Annotated in this window: 14 protein-coding genes; 9 read left to right on the top strand and 5 right to left on the bottom strand. The window is 48.6% G+C overall.

Features of this window, described 5'->3' with window-relative positions:
- Positions 1-5: 5 nt before the first annotated feature.
- Both aceE and pdhR read right to left on the bottom strand, forming a co-directional pair.
- The gene (gene aceE / locus K9N75_RS17755; protein ID WP_008814576.1) at positions 6-2,669 is read right to left on the bottom strand and encodes a pyruvate dehydrogenase (acetyl-transferring), homodimeric type; all 2,664 of its coding nucleotides are present in this window, start codon (positions 2,667-2,669) and stop codon (positions 6-8) included.
- Positions 2,670-2,829: 160 nt separating this feature from the next.
- Positions 2,830-3,594, bottom strand: coding sequence for a pyruvate dehydrogenase complex transcriptional repressor PdhR (pdhR, locus tag K9N75_RS17760; protein WP_004094492.1), 765 nt, complete (start codon positions 3,592-3,594; stop codon positions 2,830-2,832).
- Positions 3,595-4,469: 875 nt separating this feature from the next.
- On the opposite strand from pdhR, the gene K9N75_RS17765 reads away from it, so the two are divergent.
- The 3 genes from K9N75_RS17765 to K9N75_RS17775 all read left to right on the top strand — a co-directional run bounded on the left by K9N75_RS17765 (position 4,470) and on the right by K9N75_RS17775 (position 8,493).
- Entirely contained in the window at positions 4,470-5,867 is a 1,398-nt protein-coding gene (locus tag K9N75_RS17765; RefSeq protein WP_039190149.1) for an amino acid permease, read from the top strand.
- Between the two features lie 221 nt (positions 5,868-6,088).
- Positions 6,089-7,492, top strand: coding sequence for a glycoside-pentoside-hexuronide (GPH):cation symporter (locus tag K9N75_RS17770; protein WP_061059603.1), 1,404 nt, complete (start codon positions 6,089-6,091; stop codon positions 7,490-7,492).
- A 50-nt stretch (positions 7,493-7,542) separates the two neighbouring features.
- Positions 7,543-8,493, top strand: a complete 951-nt coding sequence (locus tag K9N75_RS17775) for a glycoside hydrolase family 43 protein (RefSeq protein WP_224451963.1) — start codon at positions 7,543-7,545, stop codon at positions 8,491-8,493.
- Positions 8,494-8,603: 110 nt separating this feature from the next.
- Here K9N75_RS17775 and ampE read toward each other — a convergent pair whose 3' ends face one another.
- Together ampE and ampD are read right to left on the bottom strand one after the other, a co-directional pair.
- Positions 8,604-9,458 carry a beta-lactamase regulator AmpE gene (ampE, locus tag K9N75_RS17780; protein ID WP_064572880.1) on the bottom strand — a complete coding sequence of 285 codons (855 nt, stop codon included), beginning with the start codon at positions 9,456-9,458 and terminating at the stop codon, positions 8,604-8,606.
- Between the two features lie 20 nt (positions 9,459-9,478).
- Positions 9,479-10,036 (bottom strand): 1,6-anhydro-N-acetylmuramyl-L-alanine amidase AmpD, encoded by a 558-nt coding sequence (ampD, locus tag K9N75_RS17785; RefSeq protein WP_039190156.1) that lies wholly within the window; start codon positions 10,034-10,036, stop codon positions 9,479-9,481.
- 142 nt (positions 10,037-10,178) lie between these two features.
- Here ampD and nadC point away from each other — a divergent pair, with 142 nt between their 5' ends.
- The 4 genes from nadC (at position 10,179) to hofC (ending at position 14,296) form a co-directional block, all read left to right on the top strand.
- Positions 10,179-11,069 carry a carboxylating nicotinate-nucleotide diphosphorylase gene (gene nadC / locus K9N75_RS17790; protein WP_008814582.1) on the top strand — a complete coding sequence of 297 codons (891 nt, stop codon included), beginning with the start codon at positions 10,179-10,181 and terminating at the stop codon, positions 11,067-11,069.
- A 165-nt stretch (positions 11,070-11,234) separates the two neighbouring features.
- Positions 11,235-11,717, top strand: coding sequence for a prepilin peptidase-dependent pilin (gene ppdD, locus K9N75_RS17795; protein WP_061059600.1), 483 nt, complete (start codon positions 11,235-11,237; stop codon positions 11,715-11,717).
- A complete protein-coding gene (gspE, locus tag K9N75_RS17800; protein ID WP_224451964.1) occupies positions 11,714-13,102 on the top strand; it encodes a type II secretion system protein GspE in 1,389 nt (462 codons plus the stop codon). Before ppdD ends, gspE begins: the two co-directional genes overlap by 4 nt.
- Positions 13,103-14,296: a protein transport protein HofC gene (gene hofC, locus K9N75_RS17805; RefSeq protein ID WP_224451965.1), complete on the top strand. Its 1,194-nt coding sequence runs from the start codon at positions 13,103-13,105 to the stop codon at positions 14,294-14,296.
- Between the two features lie 59 nt (positions 14,297-14,355).
- Here the strand turns inward: hofC and K9N75_RS17810 are convergent, their stop codons facing one another.
- Positions 14,356-15,402: a GMP reductase gene (locus K9N75_RS17810; protein WP_039190166.1), complete on the bottom strand. Its 1,047-nt coding sequence runs from the start codon at positions 15,400-15,402 to the stop codon at positions 14,356-14,358.
- Between the two features lie 393 nt (positions 15,403-15,795).
- Here K9N75_RS17810 and coaE point away from each other — a divergent pair, with 393 nt between their 5' ends.
- Both coaE and zapD read left to right on the top strand, forming a co-directional pair.
- Positions 15,796-16,419 carry a dephospho-CoA kinase gene (gene coaE / locus K9N75_RS17815; RefSeq protein WP_020303575.1) on the top strand — a complete coding sequence of 208 codons (624 nt, stop codon included), beginning with the start codon at positions 15,796-15,798 and terminating at the stop codon, positions 16,417-16,419.
- Positions 16,412-17,164 carry a cell division protein ZapD gene (gene zapD / locus K9N75_RS17820; RefSeq protein ID WP_004094527.1) on the top strand — a complete coding sequence of 251 codons (753 nt, stop codon included), beginning with the start codon at positions 16,412-16,414 and terminating at the stop codon, positions 17,162-17,164. The genes coaE and zapD overlap by 8 nt, the downstream gene beginning before the upstream one ends.
- Positions 17,165-17,194: the final 30 nt, after the last annotated feature.

A 17,194-nucleotide genomic window follows, 5' to 3' on the forward strand; every position in this document is an offset into this window, starting at 1 on the left:
ACCTCTTATGCCAGACGCGGGTTAACTTTTTCTGGGTTGATATCGAATTTCTTAATGGCATCAGCAACAACAGATGCTTCGATTTCACCGCGTTTAGCCAATTCACCCAGTGCAGCAACCACAACGTAAGAAGCATCAACTTCAAAGTGGTGACGCAGGTTTTCGCGGCTGTCTGAACGACCAAAGCCGTCAGTACCCAGTACGCGATAATCGCTGGCTGGAACGTAAGTACGAACCTGTTCAGCGAACAGCTTCATGTAGTCGGTAGACGCAACCGCTGGAGCATCGTTCATCACTTGAGCGATGTACGGTACGCGTGGAGTTTCGGTTGGGTGCAGCATATTCCAACGCTCACAGTCCTGACCATCACGAGCCAATTCGGTGAAGGATGTTACGCTGTAGGTGTCAGAACCCACGCCGTACTCTTCAGCCAAGATCTTAGCCGCTTCACGTACGTGACGCAGGATAGAACCTGAACCCAGCAGCTGAACCTTACCTTTGCTACCTTCCAGAGTTTCCAGTTTGTAGATACCTTTACGGATACCTTCTTCTGCACCCTGCGGCATTGCCGGCATGTGGTAGTTTTCGTTCAGCGTAGTGATGTAGTAGTAAACGTTTTCTTGCGCTTCACCGTACATGCGCTCCAAGCCGTCATGCATGATGACTGCAACTTCGTAAGCGTATGCTGGATCGTAAGAAATACAGTTAGGGATAGTCAGAGACTGAATATGGCTATGGCCATCTTCATGCTGCAAACCTTCGCCGTTCAGGGTTGTACGACCTGAAGTCCCGCCGATCAGGAAGCCACGAGCCTGCTGGTCACCCGCTGCCCAGCACAGGTCGCCGATACGCTGGAAACCAAACATGGAGTAGTAGATGTAGAACGGAATCATTGGCAGATCGTTGGTGCTGTAAGACGTTGCCGCCGCCAGCCAAGATGATGCTGCACCCAGTTCGTTGATACCTTCCTGCAGGATCTGACCTTTTTCGTCTTCTTTATAGTAAGCAACCTGCTCACGGTCCTGAGGCGTATACTGCTGACCGTTCGGGCTGTAGATACCGATCTGACGGAACAGGCCTTCCATACCAAAGGTACGCGCTTCATCGGCGATGATTGGAACCAGACGATCTTTGATCGACTTGTTCTTCAGCATCACGTTCAGGGCACGAACGAAAGCGATGGTGGTAGAAATTTCTTTGTTCTGCTCTTCCAACAGAGAACCGAAGTCTGACAGAGCAGGCATTTCCAATTTCTCGGTGAAGTGAGTCAGACGCGTTGGCAGGTAACCTTGCAGCGCCTGACGACGCTCGTGCAGGTACTTGGACTCTTCAGAGTCTTTATCGAAGGTAACGTATGGCAGTTTTTCGATATCAGCATCAGCAACTGGCACGTTGAAACGATCACGGAACTGGCGCACGCCGTCCATGTTCATTTTCTTAACCTGGTGAGCGATGTTTTTACCTTCAGCGGTGTCACCCATGCCGTAACCTTTAACGGTGTGAGCCAGAATAACCGTCGCTTGACCTTTGGTTTCTTTCGCTTTTTTCAGTGCTGCGTAGACTTTCTTAGGATCGTGACCACCACGGTTCAATGCCCAGATCTCGTCATCGCTCATATCTTTAACCAGAGCGGCGGTTTCAGGGTAACGACCGAAGAAGTGCTCACGAACATAAGCGCCATCTTTGGATTTGAAGGTCTGGTAGTCACCGTCCAGCGTTTCGTTCATCAGCTGGATCAGTTTACCGCTAGTGTCTTTACGCAGCAGCTCATCCCAACGACCGCCCCAGATAACCTTGATCACGTTCCAGCCAGCGCCTGCGAAGATGCCTTCCAGTTCGTTAACGATTTTGCCGTTACCGGTGACTGGGCCATCCAAGCGCTGCAGGTTACAGTTGATGATGAAGCACAGGTTGTCCAGTTTTTCACGAGTTGCGATAGTGATCGCACCTTTAGATTCTGGCTCATCCATCTCACCGTCGCCCAAGAAAGCGTAAACGGTTTGTTCAGAAGTATCTTTCAGGCCACGGTGTTCCAGATATTTCAGGAATTTAGCTTGATAGATTGCACCGATTGGGCCCAAGCCCATTGATACGGTTGGGAACTGCCAGAATTCAGGCATCAATTTAGGATGCGGGTAAGAGGACAGGCCTTTACCGTGAACTTCCTGACGGAAGTTATTCATCTGTTCTTCAGTCAGGCGACCTTCAAGGAAGGCACGAGCATAAACGCCCGGGGAAATGTGGCCCTGGAAGTAAACCAAATCGCCGCCGTCTTTTTGGTTACGCGCGCGGAAGAAGTGGTTAAAGCAGACTTCGTATACCGTTGCGGAAGACTGGAAAGAAGCCATGTGGCCACCCAGCTCCAGATCCTTTTTCGATGCACGCAGAACGGTCATGATCGCGTTCCAACGAATCGCTGAACGGATGCGGCGTTCCAGCTCCAGGTTACCTGGGTACGCAGGTTCGTCTTCTACCGCGATGGTATTGACGTAGTTGCGGCTGGTCGCTCCGGTAGGCAGATTGACTCCACCTTTACGGGCTTCACCCAATACTTGATCAATCAGGTACTGAGCGCGCTCTACACCTTCTTCACGGATGACCGATTCGATCGCCTGCAGCCAGTCGCGGGTTTCGATCGGGTCCACGTCATTGTTTAAACGTTCTGACATGGTGGTATTCCTTATCTGTCTAATGGTTTGTCAGGAGCCTGTCTTCGTGTGTTTTCTTCATGTAGGAAAAAACACGAAGACAGGCCCAATCAGGGTTTAGTTGCCTAGTGGTGTTGCAATAAAACGGACTATCAGAGGGCTAAGCTCTCATAATCCGTTTTTAATCCTTGCGTTGCTGGAGTCGACGCAATGACCGCTCACGGCGGCTGTGCTCTCGATTAAGCTCCAGCAAAATATCCTCAATAAATGCCAGATGGCGGTGTGATGCTTCGCGAGCTTTCTCTGGCTCACGGGCCACTATCGCCTCAAAAATGCTGGCACGATGGTCGTTTACCTTTGCCAACATTTCACGGCGTGAGTAAAGCAACTCAAAGTTCTGTTTAACGTTTTGTTCCAGCATGGGCGCCATGCAGCGCAGCAAATGCAAAAGAACCACGTTGTGTGCAGCTTCGGTCACTGCGACCTGATACTGCATAACCGCATCGGCTTCGGCGTCTAAATCGCCGCTCTGCTGCGCCTCTTGGATAACCACATGGCACGCGCGAATGCGGGTGAAATCTTCGTCTGTGCCACGCAGTGCTGCGTAATAAGCCGCAATACCTTCCAGCGCATGACGAGTTTCAAGTAAATCGAATTGTGATTCTGGATGGTCTGCCAGCAGTTCAGCTAACGGATCGCTGAAGCTCTGCCAGAGGTTTGTTTGAACGAAGGTACCGCCTCCCTGACGACGCAACAGCAATCCTTTTGCTTCTAGGCGCTGTATCGCCTCTCTTAATGAAGGTCGAGACACATCAAACTGCTTCGCCAGCTCACGCTCAGGAAGAAGTTTCTCTCCGGGACGCAGAGTGCCTTCCAGAATCAGATATTCCAGTTGCTGTTCGATGACATCTGATAATTTAGGTTGACGAATTTTGCTGTAGGCCATGTCGCTCTTATCTTCTCTGCGAGTGCTTCTTCTTTATTGGCGTTCTCTTGTTTTGAGTATTCGCAAGCCGCTTAAAATCTCTGCGAGTGGCGCAAAGTCAATTGGTAATACCAATTTCAAAAACGTGACGCTAAAGTAACAAAGTATTCACCTGCTGTCCATACAGGCTTTGATTGAAATCATGAAAGCGAGCATTTTTTAACAAAGTCACTCAAACAACACAGCAATACTATAACTGTAACGTGGTAATACCATTTACTAGCCCTAAGGGTATTTTAACTTTATTGAAACCTAAACACACCCAAGCTGAAGCGTTAAAGCTGCATGAAAACTGCATATAAATTCATTATCATGCATTTTTATTTGGTTTGGGTTGGCATCATTGATGCTAATTCCTTGAAGATAAATATGTTACGAGCGATAGGTAAAATTAAGTAAAGAAGGCTGAGGGAGATAACATTATTTAGAAACCGTCGAATGGTATTGGATAAGATCCAATCAATTGGCAACTCCCCTCCTTGGCTTAAGGTATACCTCGAGTCGGCACTTTTTTTTGTAAAATTTAAGTCTTTTTTCGGTTACTTCGCCAATTTCCTCTAAAGCGTCTATTTTATAAACAATGCTCAATTCTTCTTACTGCTCATGCAAAAGTGCATCGAACCATTGATGTGATCTGTATCGGCGTTTGGCATTATAAATTTGGTGCATTTTCTTTCGCTTATCATTATTCTCCATCCATTGGTAGCCGATGAGACAAATCTATCGGATGCCTGTTGTAAACAACAAATTACACACTTCGTATTTTAATTATTACAAATGACAGCAACGGTGAGCCAGAAGTGAATATCGGCTGGCGTATTTAGAGGATAAGAGACATGAGTGACCAGCAACATCGCGCTCAGCCGCAGGGTGACCAACTGAAAAGGGGATTGAAAAATCGCCATATTCAGCTCATTGCACTGGGTGGTGCTATCGGCACCGGGCTATTTTTAGGTATCGCGCAAACCATCAAAATGGCTGGCCCATCCGTTATTCTGGGTTACGCAATTGGAGGCTTCATCGCCTTCTTAATCATGCGCCAATTAGGTGAAATGGTCGTTGAAGAGCCAGTAGCAGGTTCTTTTAGCCACTTTGCCTATAAATATTGGGGTAACTTCGCGGGGTTTGCTTCCGGCTGGAACTATTGGGTGCTCTACGTTTTAGTCGCGATGGCTGAGCTTACTGCTGTCGGTATTTATGTCCAATACTGGTTCCCTGATATTCCCACCTGGGTCTCCGCTGCGGTCTTCTTCCTTGCCATTAATGCCATTAACCTTGCCAACGTCAAAGTATATGGTGAAATGGAATTCTGGTTCGCCATCATTAAAGTCGTGGCAATTATCGGCATGATCGTCTTCGGTGCATGGCTGTTACTCAGCGGCCATGCAGGGCCAGAAGCAACTGTGACCAATCTGTGGGAGCAAGGCGGCTTCTTCCCGAACGGTATCATGGGACTCGTCATGGCCATGGCTGTGATCATGTTCTCCTTTGGTGGTCTAGAGCTGGTCGGTATCACCGCCGCTGAAGCTGATAATCCAGAGAAAAGTATTCCAAAAGCGACCAATCAGGTTATCTATCGTATCTTGATTTTCTACATTGGTTCCTTGTCTATTCTGCTGTCACTCTACCCTTGGGGCAAAGTGGTCGAAGGCGGAAGCCCATTTGTAATGATTTTCCACGAATTAGACAGCAACGTGGTTGCTACCATCCTGAACATTGTTGTTCTTACCGCGGCACTGTCTGTTTATAACAGTTGCGTCTATTGCAACAGCCGTATGCTGTTCGGTCTGGCTAAGCAAGGCAACGGCCCTAAAGCGCTGCTGAAAGTGGATGCCCGCGGCGTACCCGTGGTTGCCATTGGGTTGTCTGCGGCGGCAACGTTACTGTGCGTGCTGATCAACTACGTGATGCCGGGGAAAGCCTTCGAACTCCTCATGGCTCTGGTGGTTTCTGCTCTGGTCATCAACTGGGCGATGATCAGTCTGGCGCACCTTCGTTTCCGTGCGGCCAAAAATCGTGAGGGCGTAGTACCTAAGTTCCAGGCCTTCTGGTATCCATTTGGCAACTACCTATGCTTGGCGTTCCTCTGCGCCATCCTCGTTATCATGTATTTCACGCCAGGAATTCAGATTTCCGTTCTGTTAATTCCCGTTTGGCTAATTATTCTGGGTATTGGTTATGCGATAAAACAGCGTAACCAGCGCAACGCTCAAAGCGTATCCAGTCACTCTTAGCTTGAGTAATGAATCAAACAAAGCCTCCGCAAATCGGAGGCTTTGTTTTTCCAGTAAGACGTTTCCGCCCCCTATCGCCAAATTGTTACCCTGCTCACAATTCCAATCCAGTAGCACATTAATCCATCTCGCCAGCTAAACCTTTACCCATAGAATCAAGCCTCGTAAGCACATAATCCTCATTAAGATAGCTAAAAATTTTCTATATGAGGAAGCTAGCCATGAACGAAAACAAACTCTCGATAACAGAAAAAATCGGGTACGGAATGGGAGACGCTGGCTGCAACATGATCGGTGGCGCGATCATGATGTTCCTGAGCTATTTCTATACCGACGTCTTTGGCTTAACTCCAGCATTAGTGGGGGTGCTACTGCTTTCGGTACGCGTACTGGATGCGGTAACCGATCCGATTATGGGCGCGATAGCCGATCGAACCCAAACTCGATGGGGGCGTTTTCGTCCTTACCTGCTGTGGATATCATTCCCTTACGTCATTTTTAGCGTACTGATGTTTACCACCCCAGAGTGGACATACAACAGCAAGGTTATCTACGCTTTTGCAACTTACTTTCTTATGTCACTCACCTATACCGCAATTAATATTCCCTATTGCTCGCTGGGCGGCGTCATTACCGCCGATCCTAAAGAGCGCGTTTCCTGTCAATCCTATCGCTTTATCATGGTTGGCGTCGCTACGCTGATTCTCTCCTCAACCCTATTGCCAATGGCTGACTGGTTTGGTGGTGAGGACAAAGCCAAAGGCTATCAAATGGCGATGGGGGTATTAGCGCTGATTGGCCTGTGTATGTTCCTGTTTTGCTTTGCCACGGTACGTGAACGAATTAAACCTGCGGTTCCCAGCAACGATGCACTCAAACAGGATTTGCGTGACGTGTGGAAAAACGATCAGTGGGTACGTATTTTATTGCTCACATTTTGCAACGTCTGCCCTGGTTTTATTCGTATGGCGGCAACCATGTATTACGTGGTGTGGGTGATGGAAAAAAGCACCCACTTCGCCACAATGTTTATCAGCCTTGGTGTTATTGGCATGATGTTCGGCAGCGCCCTAGCAAAACCGCTAACCGACCGCTTCTGTAAACTCAAGGTCTTCTTCTGGACCAATATCGTGCTAGCCATTTTCTCCTGTAGCTTCTATTGGGTAAACCCACACGCCACAACGCTGGTTTTGGTACTCTATTTCTTACTCAATATTCTGCATCAATTACCTTCGCCTCTACATTGGTCGCTGATGGCCGACGTCGATGACTACGGAGAATGGAAAACGGGTAAGCGCAGCACCGGTATTAGTTTCTCCGGTAATCTGTTCTTCCTGAAAGTCGGATTAGCTGTCGCTGGCGCAATGGTGGGGTTCTTGCTTTCTGCATACGGTTACGACGCCGGTGCAGCACATCAGAGTGAAACCGCTATCGGTGGGATTATCCTGCTGTTTACCGTCATCCCCGGAGTGGGTTATTTGATTACCGCCGGAGTGGTTCGCTTACTGAAAGTCGATCGCACAATGATGATTAAAATCCAGAGCGACTTGGCCAAGCGTCGTGAAAATTATCATGAGCTGAATGAACTCATCGATGCCAAGCAGGCAAAACCAAACACCATCTAATTCATTGAAATATCAATTGATATAGCGAAATAACTATAACGGAGCTAGAGATGACGACTTTTCCCAATCCACTCATTGAGCAACGAGCCGATCCCTATATCCATTTGCATCAGGATGGCTGGTATTACTTTATTGCCTCGGTACCGGAATACAATCGCTTAGAACTCCGCCGTGCTCAAACCTTAGAGCAATTAGCAGAAGCCGAACCCACCACAATATGGCGCAAACCAGAAAGCGGTCCGATGAGCCATCTCATTTGGGCTCCAGAACTGCATTTCATCAACGGACAATGGGTTATCTATTTTGCTGCCGCCCATTCCCCTGAAATCAAAGATGGCTTATTCCAGCACCGCATGTTTGCACTCACATGTGATGAACCAAATCCGCTAAATGGAAAGTGGATCGAGCGAGGCAGAGTCGTCACGCCGCTGGATACGTTTTCGTTAGATGCCACCAGCTTTGAATACCAAGGAAAACACTATTATCTCTGGGCACAGAAAGATCCCGATATTAGGGGTAACTCCAACCTTTATCTCGCAGAGCTCGAAACGCCATGGTCGATCAAAGGCCATCCGGTCATGTTAACAAAGCCCGAGTTTGACTGGGAAATTCAAGGATTCTGGGTCAATGAAGGCCCTGCGGTCATTCGTCACGGTGATAAGATCTTTGTCACCTACTCCGCTAGCGCCACCGACGAAAACTACTGTATGGGGCTATTATGGGCCAAAGAAGGTGCCAATATTTTAGATGCTAGCGCATGGCATAAAGTCGATAAACCTGTGTTTAGCACCGCCAGACACCATCGTCAGTTCGGCCCTGGGCATAATAGTTTTACGCGCACTAAAGAGGGCCAAGACGTATTGGTTTATCACGCACGCAACTACACCGAGATCGAAGGCGATCCGTTGTATGATCCTAATCGCCACACTCGCATCAAAATTTTTCATTGGGATGAGAAAGGCATGCCGGTGTTTGGGGAGCCGCTAGCAGATAATAGGTAAAAATCACATTCGTTCTTTCTCTATACTGAATTTACGACAGGTTTCGTCCGCCAGTTAGCATGAGTGTTTCCATGTAACGAGTAGCGTAGGCGGACGAAACCTGACACCACCTACATCAGCGCCCCATAAATCGTCAGTAATGCCACAACCACCAGCAATACCATCGTGATTTTCCGTGCTAAAGTCACCGCCGCTCGCGGTGTTTTAATCGGGTCTAAATGCGGCTCTCGCGCCAAAGAGAACTGAGCTAAATTAGTCAAGACTTGATATTGAGAGGTGTGAACATCACCCAGTGAAGCCAACCATGCAGGTAGTGCTCTCTCACCATGCCCTAACAGCGCATAGGTTACTCCGGCCAAACGCACAGGAATCCAGTCCAACCAATGGAGCACTAAATCCACACCGGATTGCGCCCGTAATAAAGGGGATTCCTGGCGAGTTAACCAAGTTTGATAAGCACGCAGCATTGCATAACCCGCTAAAGCGACAGGACCATAAGGCCCCGCGACCACAAACCAGAACAACGGCGCTAAATAGAACCGAAAATTAATCCAAACCAGCGCATTCTGTAACTCACGCAAACGCACATCAGGAGTGCAATCTGTAGGCAGACCGTGAATTAAAGCTAATTCGGTCGCCATTTGATCGGTCGCGTGCTCATCACCTTTACGAGCCGCCACTAGGTACGCGCGGTAATGCTTGCGGATCTCCCCAGCACCAATACAAAACAACGCAATAATAATCCATAGGACTAAGGACAACACGCCAAAGAACATACCGTGAGCTGCCCACAAAACCACGAAGACCACCGCCATCCAAATGATAGTCATCAACAGCGTTTTAGCTAATGACACACCAGAACCTAAACGGAACAAAGGCTCAAAACGATGATCTATTTGCCAATGATGACCGAGCTTAAACAAACGCTCCCACGCCAAAACCAATAACAGCGAAAACAGAGTCATGAATCTTAACTCCCTATTTTTTATTTATTTTTAGTGTAATGACTTAACATCTCACGATAATCATCCCAGAAAAACATAGGGCCGGGATCGGTTTTTCTTCCCGGAGCAATATCACTATGTCCTGTCACTCGCTGGGGCGTTATCGGATATTCTTTCATCAGTAATGCGCTAATTTCTGCCAACTTACGGTATTGCTCAGGTTCGAATGGCTGAGTGTCCGTTCCTTCCAATTCAATACCGATTGAAAAATCGTTACAACGCTCACGACCTTCAAAACGAGAGACGCCAGCATGCCACGCGCGGCGATTAAACGGCACATATTGAATAATTTGGCCATCACGACGAATCAGGCAATGAGCCGATACTCGTAAATGCTGAATTTCAGCAAAGAAAGAGTGATCTTCCGCCCGCAAAGTCCCCGTAAATAGCTGGCTAATATAAGGGCCGCCAAACTCTCCCGGCGGGAGGCTAATATTGTGCACCACTAACAGTGACGGTTCTTCACCATCTGGGCGGTCATCAAAATGAGGAGAGGGTACGCGCTCGACTCCTACAATCCAGCCGTCTTCTAATCGCATTTATTACAGATACTCCTGACTGCGTTGATTTACATCGATACCAGCAACAGAGTAGCATGATTATTCTTTATACTTGGACCTATATCAACAGTCTAAGCCTATGGGCCTTAGGCCATCTTCTGCTACTTTCGGAGTTTTTATTATGCCGACACGTCGCTACAGTGCCGATGCGCGCCGAGCCGAGTTGTTAGAACGTATTGAAAACGATATTCCTTACTCTGTCTCTAACGCCTTACGCGAAGATCTCGGTGGCGAAGTGGATGCTGATCGTGATATCTCCGCTCAGTTGCTGCCAAGTGATAAACAGGCCACCGCAACGATCATTACGCGTGAAGCCGGCATTTTTTGCGGCGTGCGCTGGCTGGAAGAGGTTTTTCTTCAGCTCGGGCACAAAGTCACCGTTGAATGGCAGGTAAAAGATGGTGACGCTTTAGTGCCAAATCAATGCCTTTGTAAACTCACTGGGCCCGCAAGAATCTTGCTCACAGGCGAACGCACCGCGTTAAACTTTTTACAAACGCTGAGTGGCGTATCTACAACGGTAAATCACTACGTGCAAATTCTGGCTGGGACTAAAACGCGTTTGTTGGATACCAGAAAAACCATTCCTGGCATGCGTACCGCACTCAAATATGCGGTGCTATGCGGCGGCGGTAGCAACCATCGTTTAGGACTTTCTGATGCATTCTTAATTAAAGAGAACCACATCATTGCGGCAGGCTCCATCAAAAAAGCGGTCGAACAGGCATTCTGGATGCATACGGATGTGCCGGTCGAAGTGGAAGTTGAATCCATCGATGAACTGAAAGAAGCGCTAGACGCAGGCGCAGACATCATCATGTTGGATAATTTCACCACCGACATGATGCGCGAAGGCGTTGCGCTGACCGGCGAACGGGCACTTCTGGAGGTTTCGGGCAATGTAACCGATGAAACCCTGCGTGAGTTTGCAGAAACCGGCGTCGATTTCATTTCCGTCGGCGCGTTAACCAAACATATTCGCGCACTCGATCTTTCTATGCGCTTCCAGTAGCTTCATTTTCACCCCGCCATATTGCGAGAGGCTTCGCACTACGGCGGGTAACATTGCAACATTCATTAATTCCTCATCAACCTCCTTTCCAATCTTGCGATACACCGCTTGGTAACCGCATCCGCTCATTGCATGCTGCGCCGCATCCATCAGCGGAGATATCTCATGAACAATGCCCCAACAACGATACTCAACTTCAACCAACAAAGTGGATTTACGCTAATCGAATTAATGGTTGTTATTGCCATTATTGCCATCCTCAGCGCAGTCGGGATACCGGCCTATCAAAGCTACATCCAAAAAGCGGCGATGACCGACATGCTACAAGCCATGATGCCCTATAAAACCTCCGTAGAATTATGTGCGCTTGAACAAGGGAGTCTCACTGAATGTAATATTGGTGCCAACGGGATCCCACCCAATAAAAGCACCACTTATGTGAGCAGCCTTAATGTTTCTCAAGGAACGATTGCTGCAATCGGATTGCAGGCACTACAAGGACTAACCGCAACACTTACACCACAGCTAGATAGCTCTACGGGCGATCTTAACTGGCAAAAAAACTGTCAGGTTTCCGGCGGCAATGCGTCGTTGACTACCGCCTGCGAACAGGTCCTACGCTTTCCGTCGGTGGGAGATAGCCAATGACCCCCACGCGTCATGAACAGCTATGCCAGCAGTTTGGTTGTGTGGTGATTAGCGAAGATATGCAAACGATTCAAATTGCTGGACGTGATACCAACGCCCCCAGCAAATTGACAGATGCCATCAAGTTTGCGACGGGAAAATCTGTCGTTTGGCACAACTGGAGCCCTGCACAGTTAGAGTCTGCCATTCAAAATCATACGACCCCCTCGGGTCCTACTGAAGATGACTTCAGAGTCATGCAACGACTCGAACATATTCTAACGCAGGCGGTTAAGCGCAGAGCCTCTGATATCCACTTAGAGCCAAACGCCCGCGGCTTAAGCGTTCGATTGCGTATTGACGGCGTTTTGCAAGAGCTCCCCATCGCAAGCGGGGCCGAAACGCTACGTATAATTCCTCGGCTAAAAGTGATGGCTGAGCTGGACATAGCGGAACGTCGTCTGCCGCAGGATGGGCAGTTATCAGCCACGATAAATACGCAGAACGTCACCTTTCGTATTTCAACCCTGCCAACCCGCCTCGGGGAAAAGGTGGTATTACGGCAAGTGCAGGAAGGCGCTCAGCCTTTTGAACTGGATAGCTTAGGCTTCGAGCCCGATGCACTACGCAGTTTTAAACAGGCTTTAGAAAAACCGCAGGGGCTTATTTTAGTCACAGGCCCAACAGGCAGTGGTAAAACGGCCACGCTGTATAGCAGCCTTAACTCTCTACGATCGTCTGAGATCAATATTTGCAGCGTTGAAGATCCGATAGAATCCCCCTTGGAGAGCGTTAACCAAACCGCAATTAATACCAAGGCGATGCTAGATTTCACCGCGGTTCTGCGCGCCCTTCTACGCCAAGATCCAGACATCATCATGATTGGTGAAATCCGCGATGCCGAAACCGCTAATATCGCGGTGAATGCTGCACAAACGGGCCATCTGGTGTTATCTACGCTGCACACTAACTCAGCCTGCGAAACGCTAGTCCGTCTATCACAGCTCGGCGTCGCACCCTATCTTATCGCAGCCAGCCTTAGCCTGGTGATTGCCCAGAGATTAGTCCGCAAGCTGTGCTTGCACTGTCGCCAATTAGACCACTCCCCGCAGACACTCATTCCGGAAGGATGGCCGCAGGATGAATTTCACCATTGGCGCGCCGTTGGCTGCGAACATTGTTTCAACGGCTATTATGGCCGTAGGGCGGTGTATGAAGTTTTACCGATATCCAGCACAATTCAACAAGCGGTGTTAGCTCAAGCATCCGCAATGCAAATACAGACGCTAGCACAGCGTCAGGGCAGTATTTCACTGTGGGATTCTGGGCTCCAGTTAGCCCACCGAGGGGAAACGACGCTTTCTGAAATTATCCGAGTCCTTGGCGGCCATTTTGGTGAAAAATAGATGAATTACACTCTCTATGCTTGGTTGGCATTAGATGCTCAACAGCAATTACAAAAAGGTCTCTCTCTGGCAGAACACAAAGATCAGGCTCTTACTCAACTGCATGCACAGGGATTAGCACCGCTAAAATTGCAGCAGCAATATCATTTCCGTTCTTTGACGTGGAAAAATACCGATCGTATTCGCTATATTGAACAGTTAGCGACCCTGCTACATGCCGGATTACCTTTGGCAAAGTGTCTAACGTTACTGGCAGAGGACCATCCATTGCGCCATTGGCAATGTTTGTTGCAACGTTTAGCTAGCCAAATCAATAACGGCATTCCTCTGTCGGAAGCCATGATGGACTACTCCAGCATCTTTCCCCCCGTCTATGGAAAGACCATTGCGACCGCAGAACTCACAGGAAGGTTGGATGAAAGCTGTTTGGCATTATCTGAACAGCAAAAGCGCCAGGTCGAGCTCAAAGCTAAAATTGTCAAAGCGCTACGCTATCCCGCATTATTGTTAAGCGTTACGGTAATCGTTATTACGATCATGCTAGTTTGGGTTCTCCCTCAGTTTGCCGAACTGTATAAAAATTTTAATGCGCCACTGCCTCATTTTACCCGTCTATTGATGACCTGCTCCCAAGCTCTTATCCATCATGCACCGCTGTTTATTGGCCTTCTCCTCTCTATCGCTCTTATATCGACATATCGCTACCGGCGTTCAGCTCAGCTAAGAATTCGGATCCAGCGTGCCCTGCTGCACTTACCTATCATTGGCCGGCTGATCACAATGGCTAATCTCAGCCAGCTGTTTTATAGCCTTGCCATGACCCAACAAGCAGGATTGCCTTTGCTGAAAGGGTTAGAGAATGCAGCGCAGGCGCAGCAGAACCCTATCTTTAGGTTGGCCGTCGAAGCGGTAATTGAAAATTTGCATCAGGGAGAGGCGCTTAGCTTAGCGATAAAGCAGCAGAGCGTATTTCCATCGCTGTGTTTTCAGCTAATACGAGTCGGTGAAGAGTCAGGTAGGCTCGACCAAATGATGTCGCGTTTAGCACAGCATTATCAATATCAAGCAAATAGCCTGAGCGATACGCTATCGCAGATGATTGAACCAATAATGATGACGGTGATGGGAGTTATCGTCGGTGGACTGGTTTTGGCAATGTATCTACCTATTTTCCAGTTAGGCGGAATCATGTAGCCCAAATAAAAACAGCCATCCTGAATAAACCGAATGGCTGCCTAGATAAAACGATAGACTTAGTTGGAGCCGTACACGCGGTTCTCCTGCTCAGCCACGCGGATGAACGTCGTACGTTTAGTCAGCTCTTTCAGACGCTCAGCGCCCACATAGGTACAGGCTGAACGCAGACCGCCCAAAATATCACGAACAGTGTTATCGACTGGGCCACGCAAGGGTAGACGCACCGTTTTACCTTCTGCTGCACGGTAGCCAGCAACGCCGCCTACATGGCGGTTCATCGCAGATTCAGAGCTCATACCATAGAACAGCATGAATTTGTCGCCGCTTTCATCTTCAACGATACGACCTTCGCACTCGTCATGCCCTGCCAGCATCCCGCCCAACATCACAAAATCGGCGCCGCCGCCAAACGCTTTAGCAACATCACCCGGTACGGTACAACCGCCGTCAGAAACAATTTGTCCGCCCAGACCATGGGCAGCATCAGCACATTCAATAACGGCAGACAGCTGAGGATAACCCACACCGGTTTTTACACGCGTGGTACATACAGACCCTGGACCGATACCGACTTTCACAATATCTGCGCCAGACAGGATCAACTCTTCAACCATTTCCCCAGTCACGACGTTCCCCGCACAGATCACTTTGTCTGGGCAAGCTTCACGCGCCTTACGTAGGAATGCAACGAAATGCTCAGAATAGCCGTTAGCGACATCGATGCAGATAAATTTTAGAGAGGGGGATAGCGCCAGAATCTGTTTCATTTTCTGGAAGTCAGCTTCAGAGGTTCCGGTTGAAACCATGACATGACGCAGAACGCTTTCAGAAGAACGCTGAACGAACGCCTGCCACTGCTCTACGCTATAGTGTTTGTGTACTGCGGTGAGAACATCGAAAGAAGCGAGTGCTTCAGCCATGCGGAAAGTGCCTACGGTGTCCATATTGGCTGCGATAACCGGAACGCCGGACCACTTCCATCCTGAATGCTTAAAGGTGTACTCACGCTCAAGCTCAACTTCGGAGCGACTCTTCAGCGTTGAACGCTTAGGGCGGATCAGGACATCTTTAAAGCCTAACTTCAGATCTTCTTCAATACGCATGTGTTTGGTTTCCTGGTTAACGGCGACGATTCGCAGGGAATGCAATCATGCAAACGTTTGGTTATTACATGACGCCAGTTCCAGTGACGTTATCATACGCAAGAATTCCATATCGGCAAGACTGCTTTTTCATCAAAATTTAGGTTACACTCCTACAAATTTATCCAATTCTGCCAACCCCATCTGCATCACATTTCTTCACCGCCAAGCGGGAATTTTCTGCCTCCACCTGTTTTTGTCTCAAAATAAACAGAGTCAATAAGATCCTTGCTTGCACTTGGCGCTAAGACCATTATGATTCGCATGTCATTTATTTCTCTCATCCATTGTGGGTGAATTTAAAGGTTAACCAACCGGCATTATTTGGCTAATCAGCTATGTAAAGGTGGCGTGATGACTTACATCGTGGCATTAACTGGGGGGATCGGCAGTGGTAAAAGCACTGTTGCGGAGGCGTTCAATCAATTGGGCGTTCCTGTGGTTGATGCAGACATCATTGCCAGACAGGTTGTCGCTATCGGCGCTCCAGCGCTGCAAAAAATTGCTGAGCACTTTGGCCCAGAGATTTTACAAAATGATGGTGCCCTCAACCGAGCGGCTTTACGAGAAGTTATTTTTAATCAGCCACAGGAAAAACAGTGGCTTGATGGTCTACTCCATCCTTTGATTCATCTAGAAACTCAACGTCTGCTGGCTGCGATTGTTGCCCCCTATGCCCTGTGGGTCGTCCCGCTACTGGTTGAAAATGGGCTATCTAAACGAGCACACCGCGTATTGGTCGTTGACGTCGATCCAGACGTGCAGCTTCAACGCACTATGGCTCGCGACGGCATTTCTCGCGAACAGGCCGAGAACATTTTGGCAGCACAGGCAACGCGCGCCCAACGCTTGGCCTGTGCTGATGATATTATTGAGAACAGCGGCAGCCCTGAAACCATCGCTCCGCGCGTTGCCTCACTGCATCGTCATTATTTGAGTTTGGCGGCAGCGACCCAACAGGATCCACACCATGAGTGATACATCTACTACTGTTTTGTTTGAACATCCGCTAAATGAAAAAATGCGTACTTGGCTACGGATTGACTTTTTACTTCAACAATTACAGCAACATAGACATCTTCAAGATATCACTGGCGCACTGGCTTTTTTTCGAACCACCTCTGATTTACTCGATGTTCTCGAGCGTGGCGAAGTTCGCACCGAGTTACTAAAAGAACTCGAACGACAGCAACGTAAACTGTTGCAATGGACTGAGGTTCCCGGTGTCGATCAGGAGATGATCCGCCAGTTACGCAGTCAATTGAAGAATCAGGCCGCAACCCTGATGGCGGCACCGCGCATCGGCCAGCAACTACGTGAGGATCGCCTAATCGCCTTGGTTCGTCAACGCTTGGGGATCCCTGGCGGCTGCTGTAGTTTTGATCTGCCAACACTGCACATTTGGCTTCATCAGCCGCAAGACGTTCGCGATGAGTTGGTGGATTCTTGGCTGACATCCCTCGAGCCGTTATCTGCAACCTTGACGTTGATCCTAAGCCTGATCCGTAATTCTGGCGTTTTCAAACCGATGATCAGCCTGAATGGTTTTTATCAAGACAATGCTGAAGATGCAGACCTGCTACGGATGAACATCGCGCTAGATTTACAGGTTTATCCGCAAGTGTCTGGGCATAAAACTCGGTTTGCGATCCGCTTCTTACCGCTTGATAGCGAACACGGCGTTGTTCCAGAGCGTTTGAAGTTTGATCTGGCCTGCTGCTAAAAATGCATCAAAGGTTCGCAAGGCAGAAAC

This window comes from Hafnia paralvei (assembly GCF_020150375.1).
Classification (GTDB): domain Bacteria; phylum Pseudomonadota; class Gammaproteobacteria; order Enterobacterales; family Enterobacteriaceae; genus Hafnia; species Hafnia paralvei.

Coding starts and splice junctions, on each gene's coding strand:
- gspE (WP_224451964.1), top strand. CDS start 11,714: ATGACCCCCACGCGTCATGAACAGCTATGCCAGCAGTTTGGTTGTGTG.
- hofC (WP_224451965.1), top strand. CDS start 13,103: ATGAATTACACTCTCTATGCTTGGTTGGCATTAGATGCTCAACAGCAA.
- K9N75_RS17810 (WP_039190166.1), bottom strand. CDS start 15,402: ATGCGTATTGAAGAAGATCTGAAGTTAGGCTTTAAAGATGTCCTGATC.
- aceE (WP_008814576.1), bottom strand. CDS start 2,669: ATGTCAGAACGTTTAAACAATGACGTGGACCCGATCGAAACCCGCGAC.
- K9N75_RS17770 (WP_061059603.1), top strand. CDS start 6,089: ATGAACGAAAACAAACTCTCGATAACAGAAAAAATCGGGTACGGAATG.
- K9N75_RS17775 (WP_224451963.1), top strand. CDS start 7,543: ATGACGACTTTTCCCAATCCACTCATTGAGCAACGAGCCGATCCCTAT.
- coaE (WP_020303575.1), top strand. CDS start 15,796: ATGACTTACATCGTGGCATTAACTGGGGGGATCGGCAGTGGTAAAAGC.
- ppdD (WP_061059600.1), top strand. CDS start 11,235: ATGAACAATGCCCCAACAACGATACTCAACTTCAACCAACAAAGTGGA.
- ampD (WP_039190156.1), bottom strand. CDS start 10,036: ATGCGATTAGAAGACGGCTGGATTGTAGGAGTCGAGCGCGTACCCTCT.
- zapD (WP_004094527.1), top strand. CDS start 16,412: ATGAGTGATACATCTACTACTGTTTTGTTTGAACATCCGCTAAATGAA.
- K9N75_RS17765 (WP_039190149.1), top strand. CDS start 4,470: ATGAGTGACCAGCAACATCGCGCTCAGCCGCAGGGTGACCAACTGAAA.
- ampE (WP_064572880.1), bottom strand. CDS start 9,458: ATGACTCTGTTTTCGCTGTTATTGGTTTTGGCGTGGGAGCGTTTGTTT.
- pdhR (WP_004094492.1), bottom strand. CDS start 3,594: ATGGCCTACAGCAAAATTCGTCAACCTAAATTATCAGATGTCATCGAA.
- nadC (WP_008814582.1), top strand. CDS start 10,179: ATGCCGACACGTCGCTACAGTGCCGATGCGCGCCGAGCCGAGTTGTTA.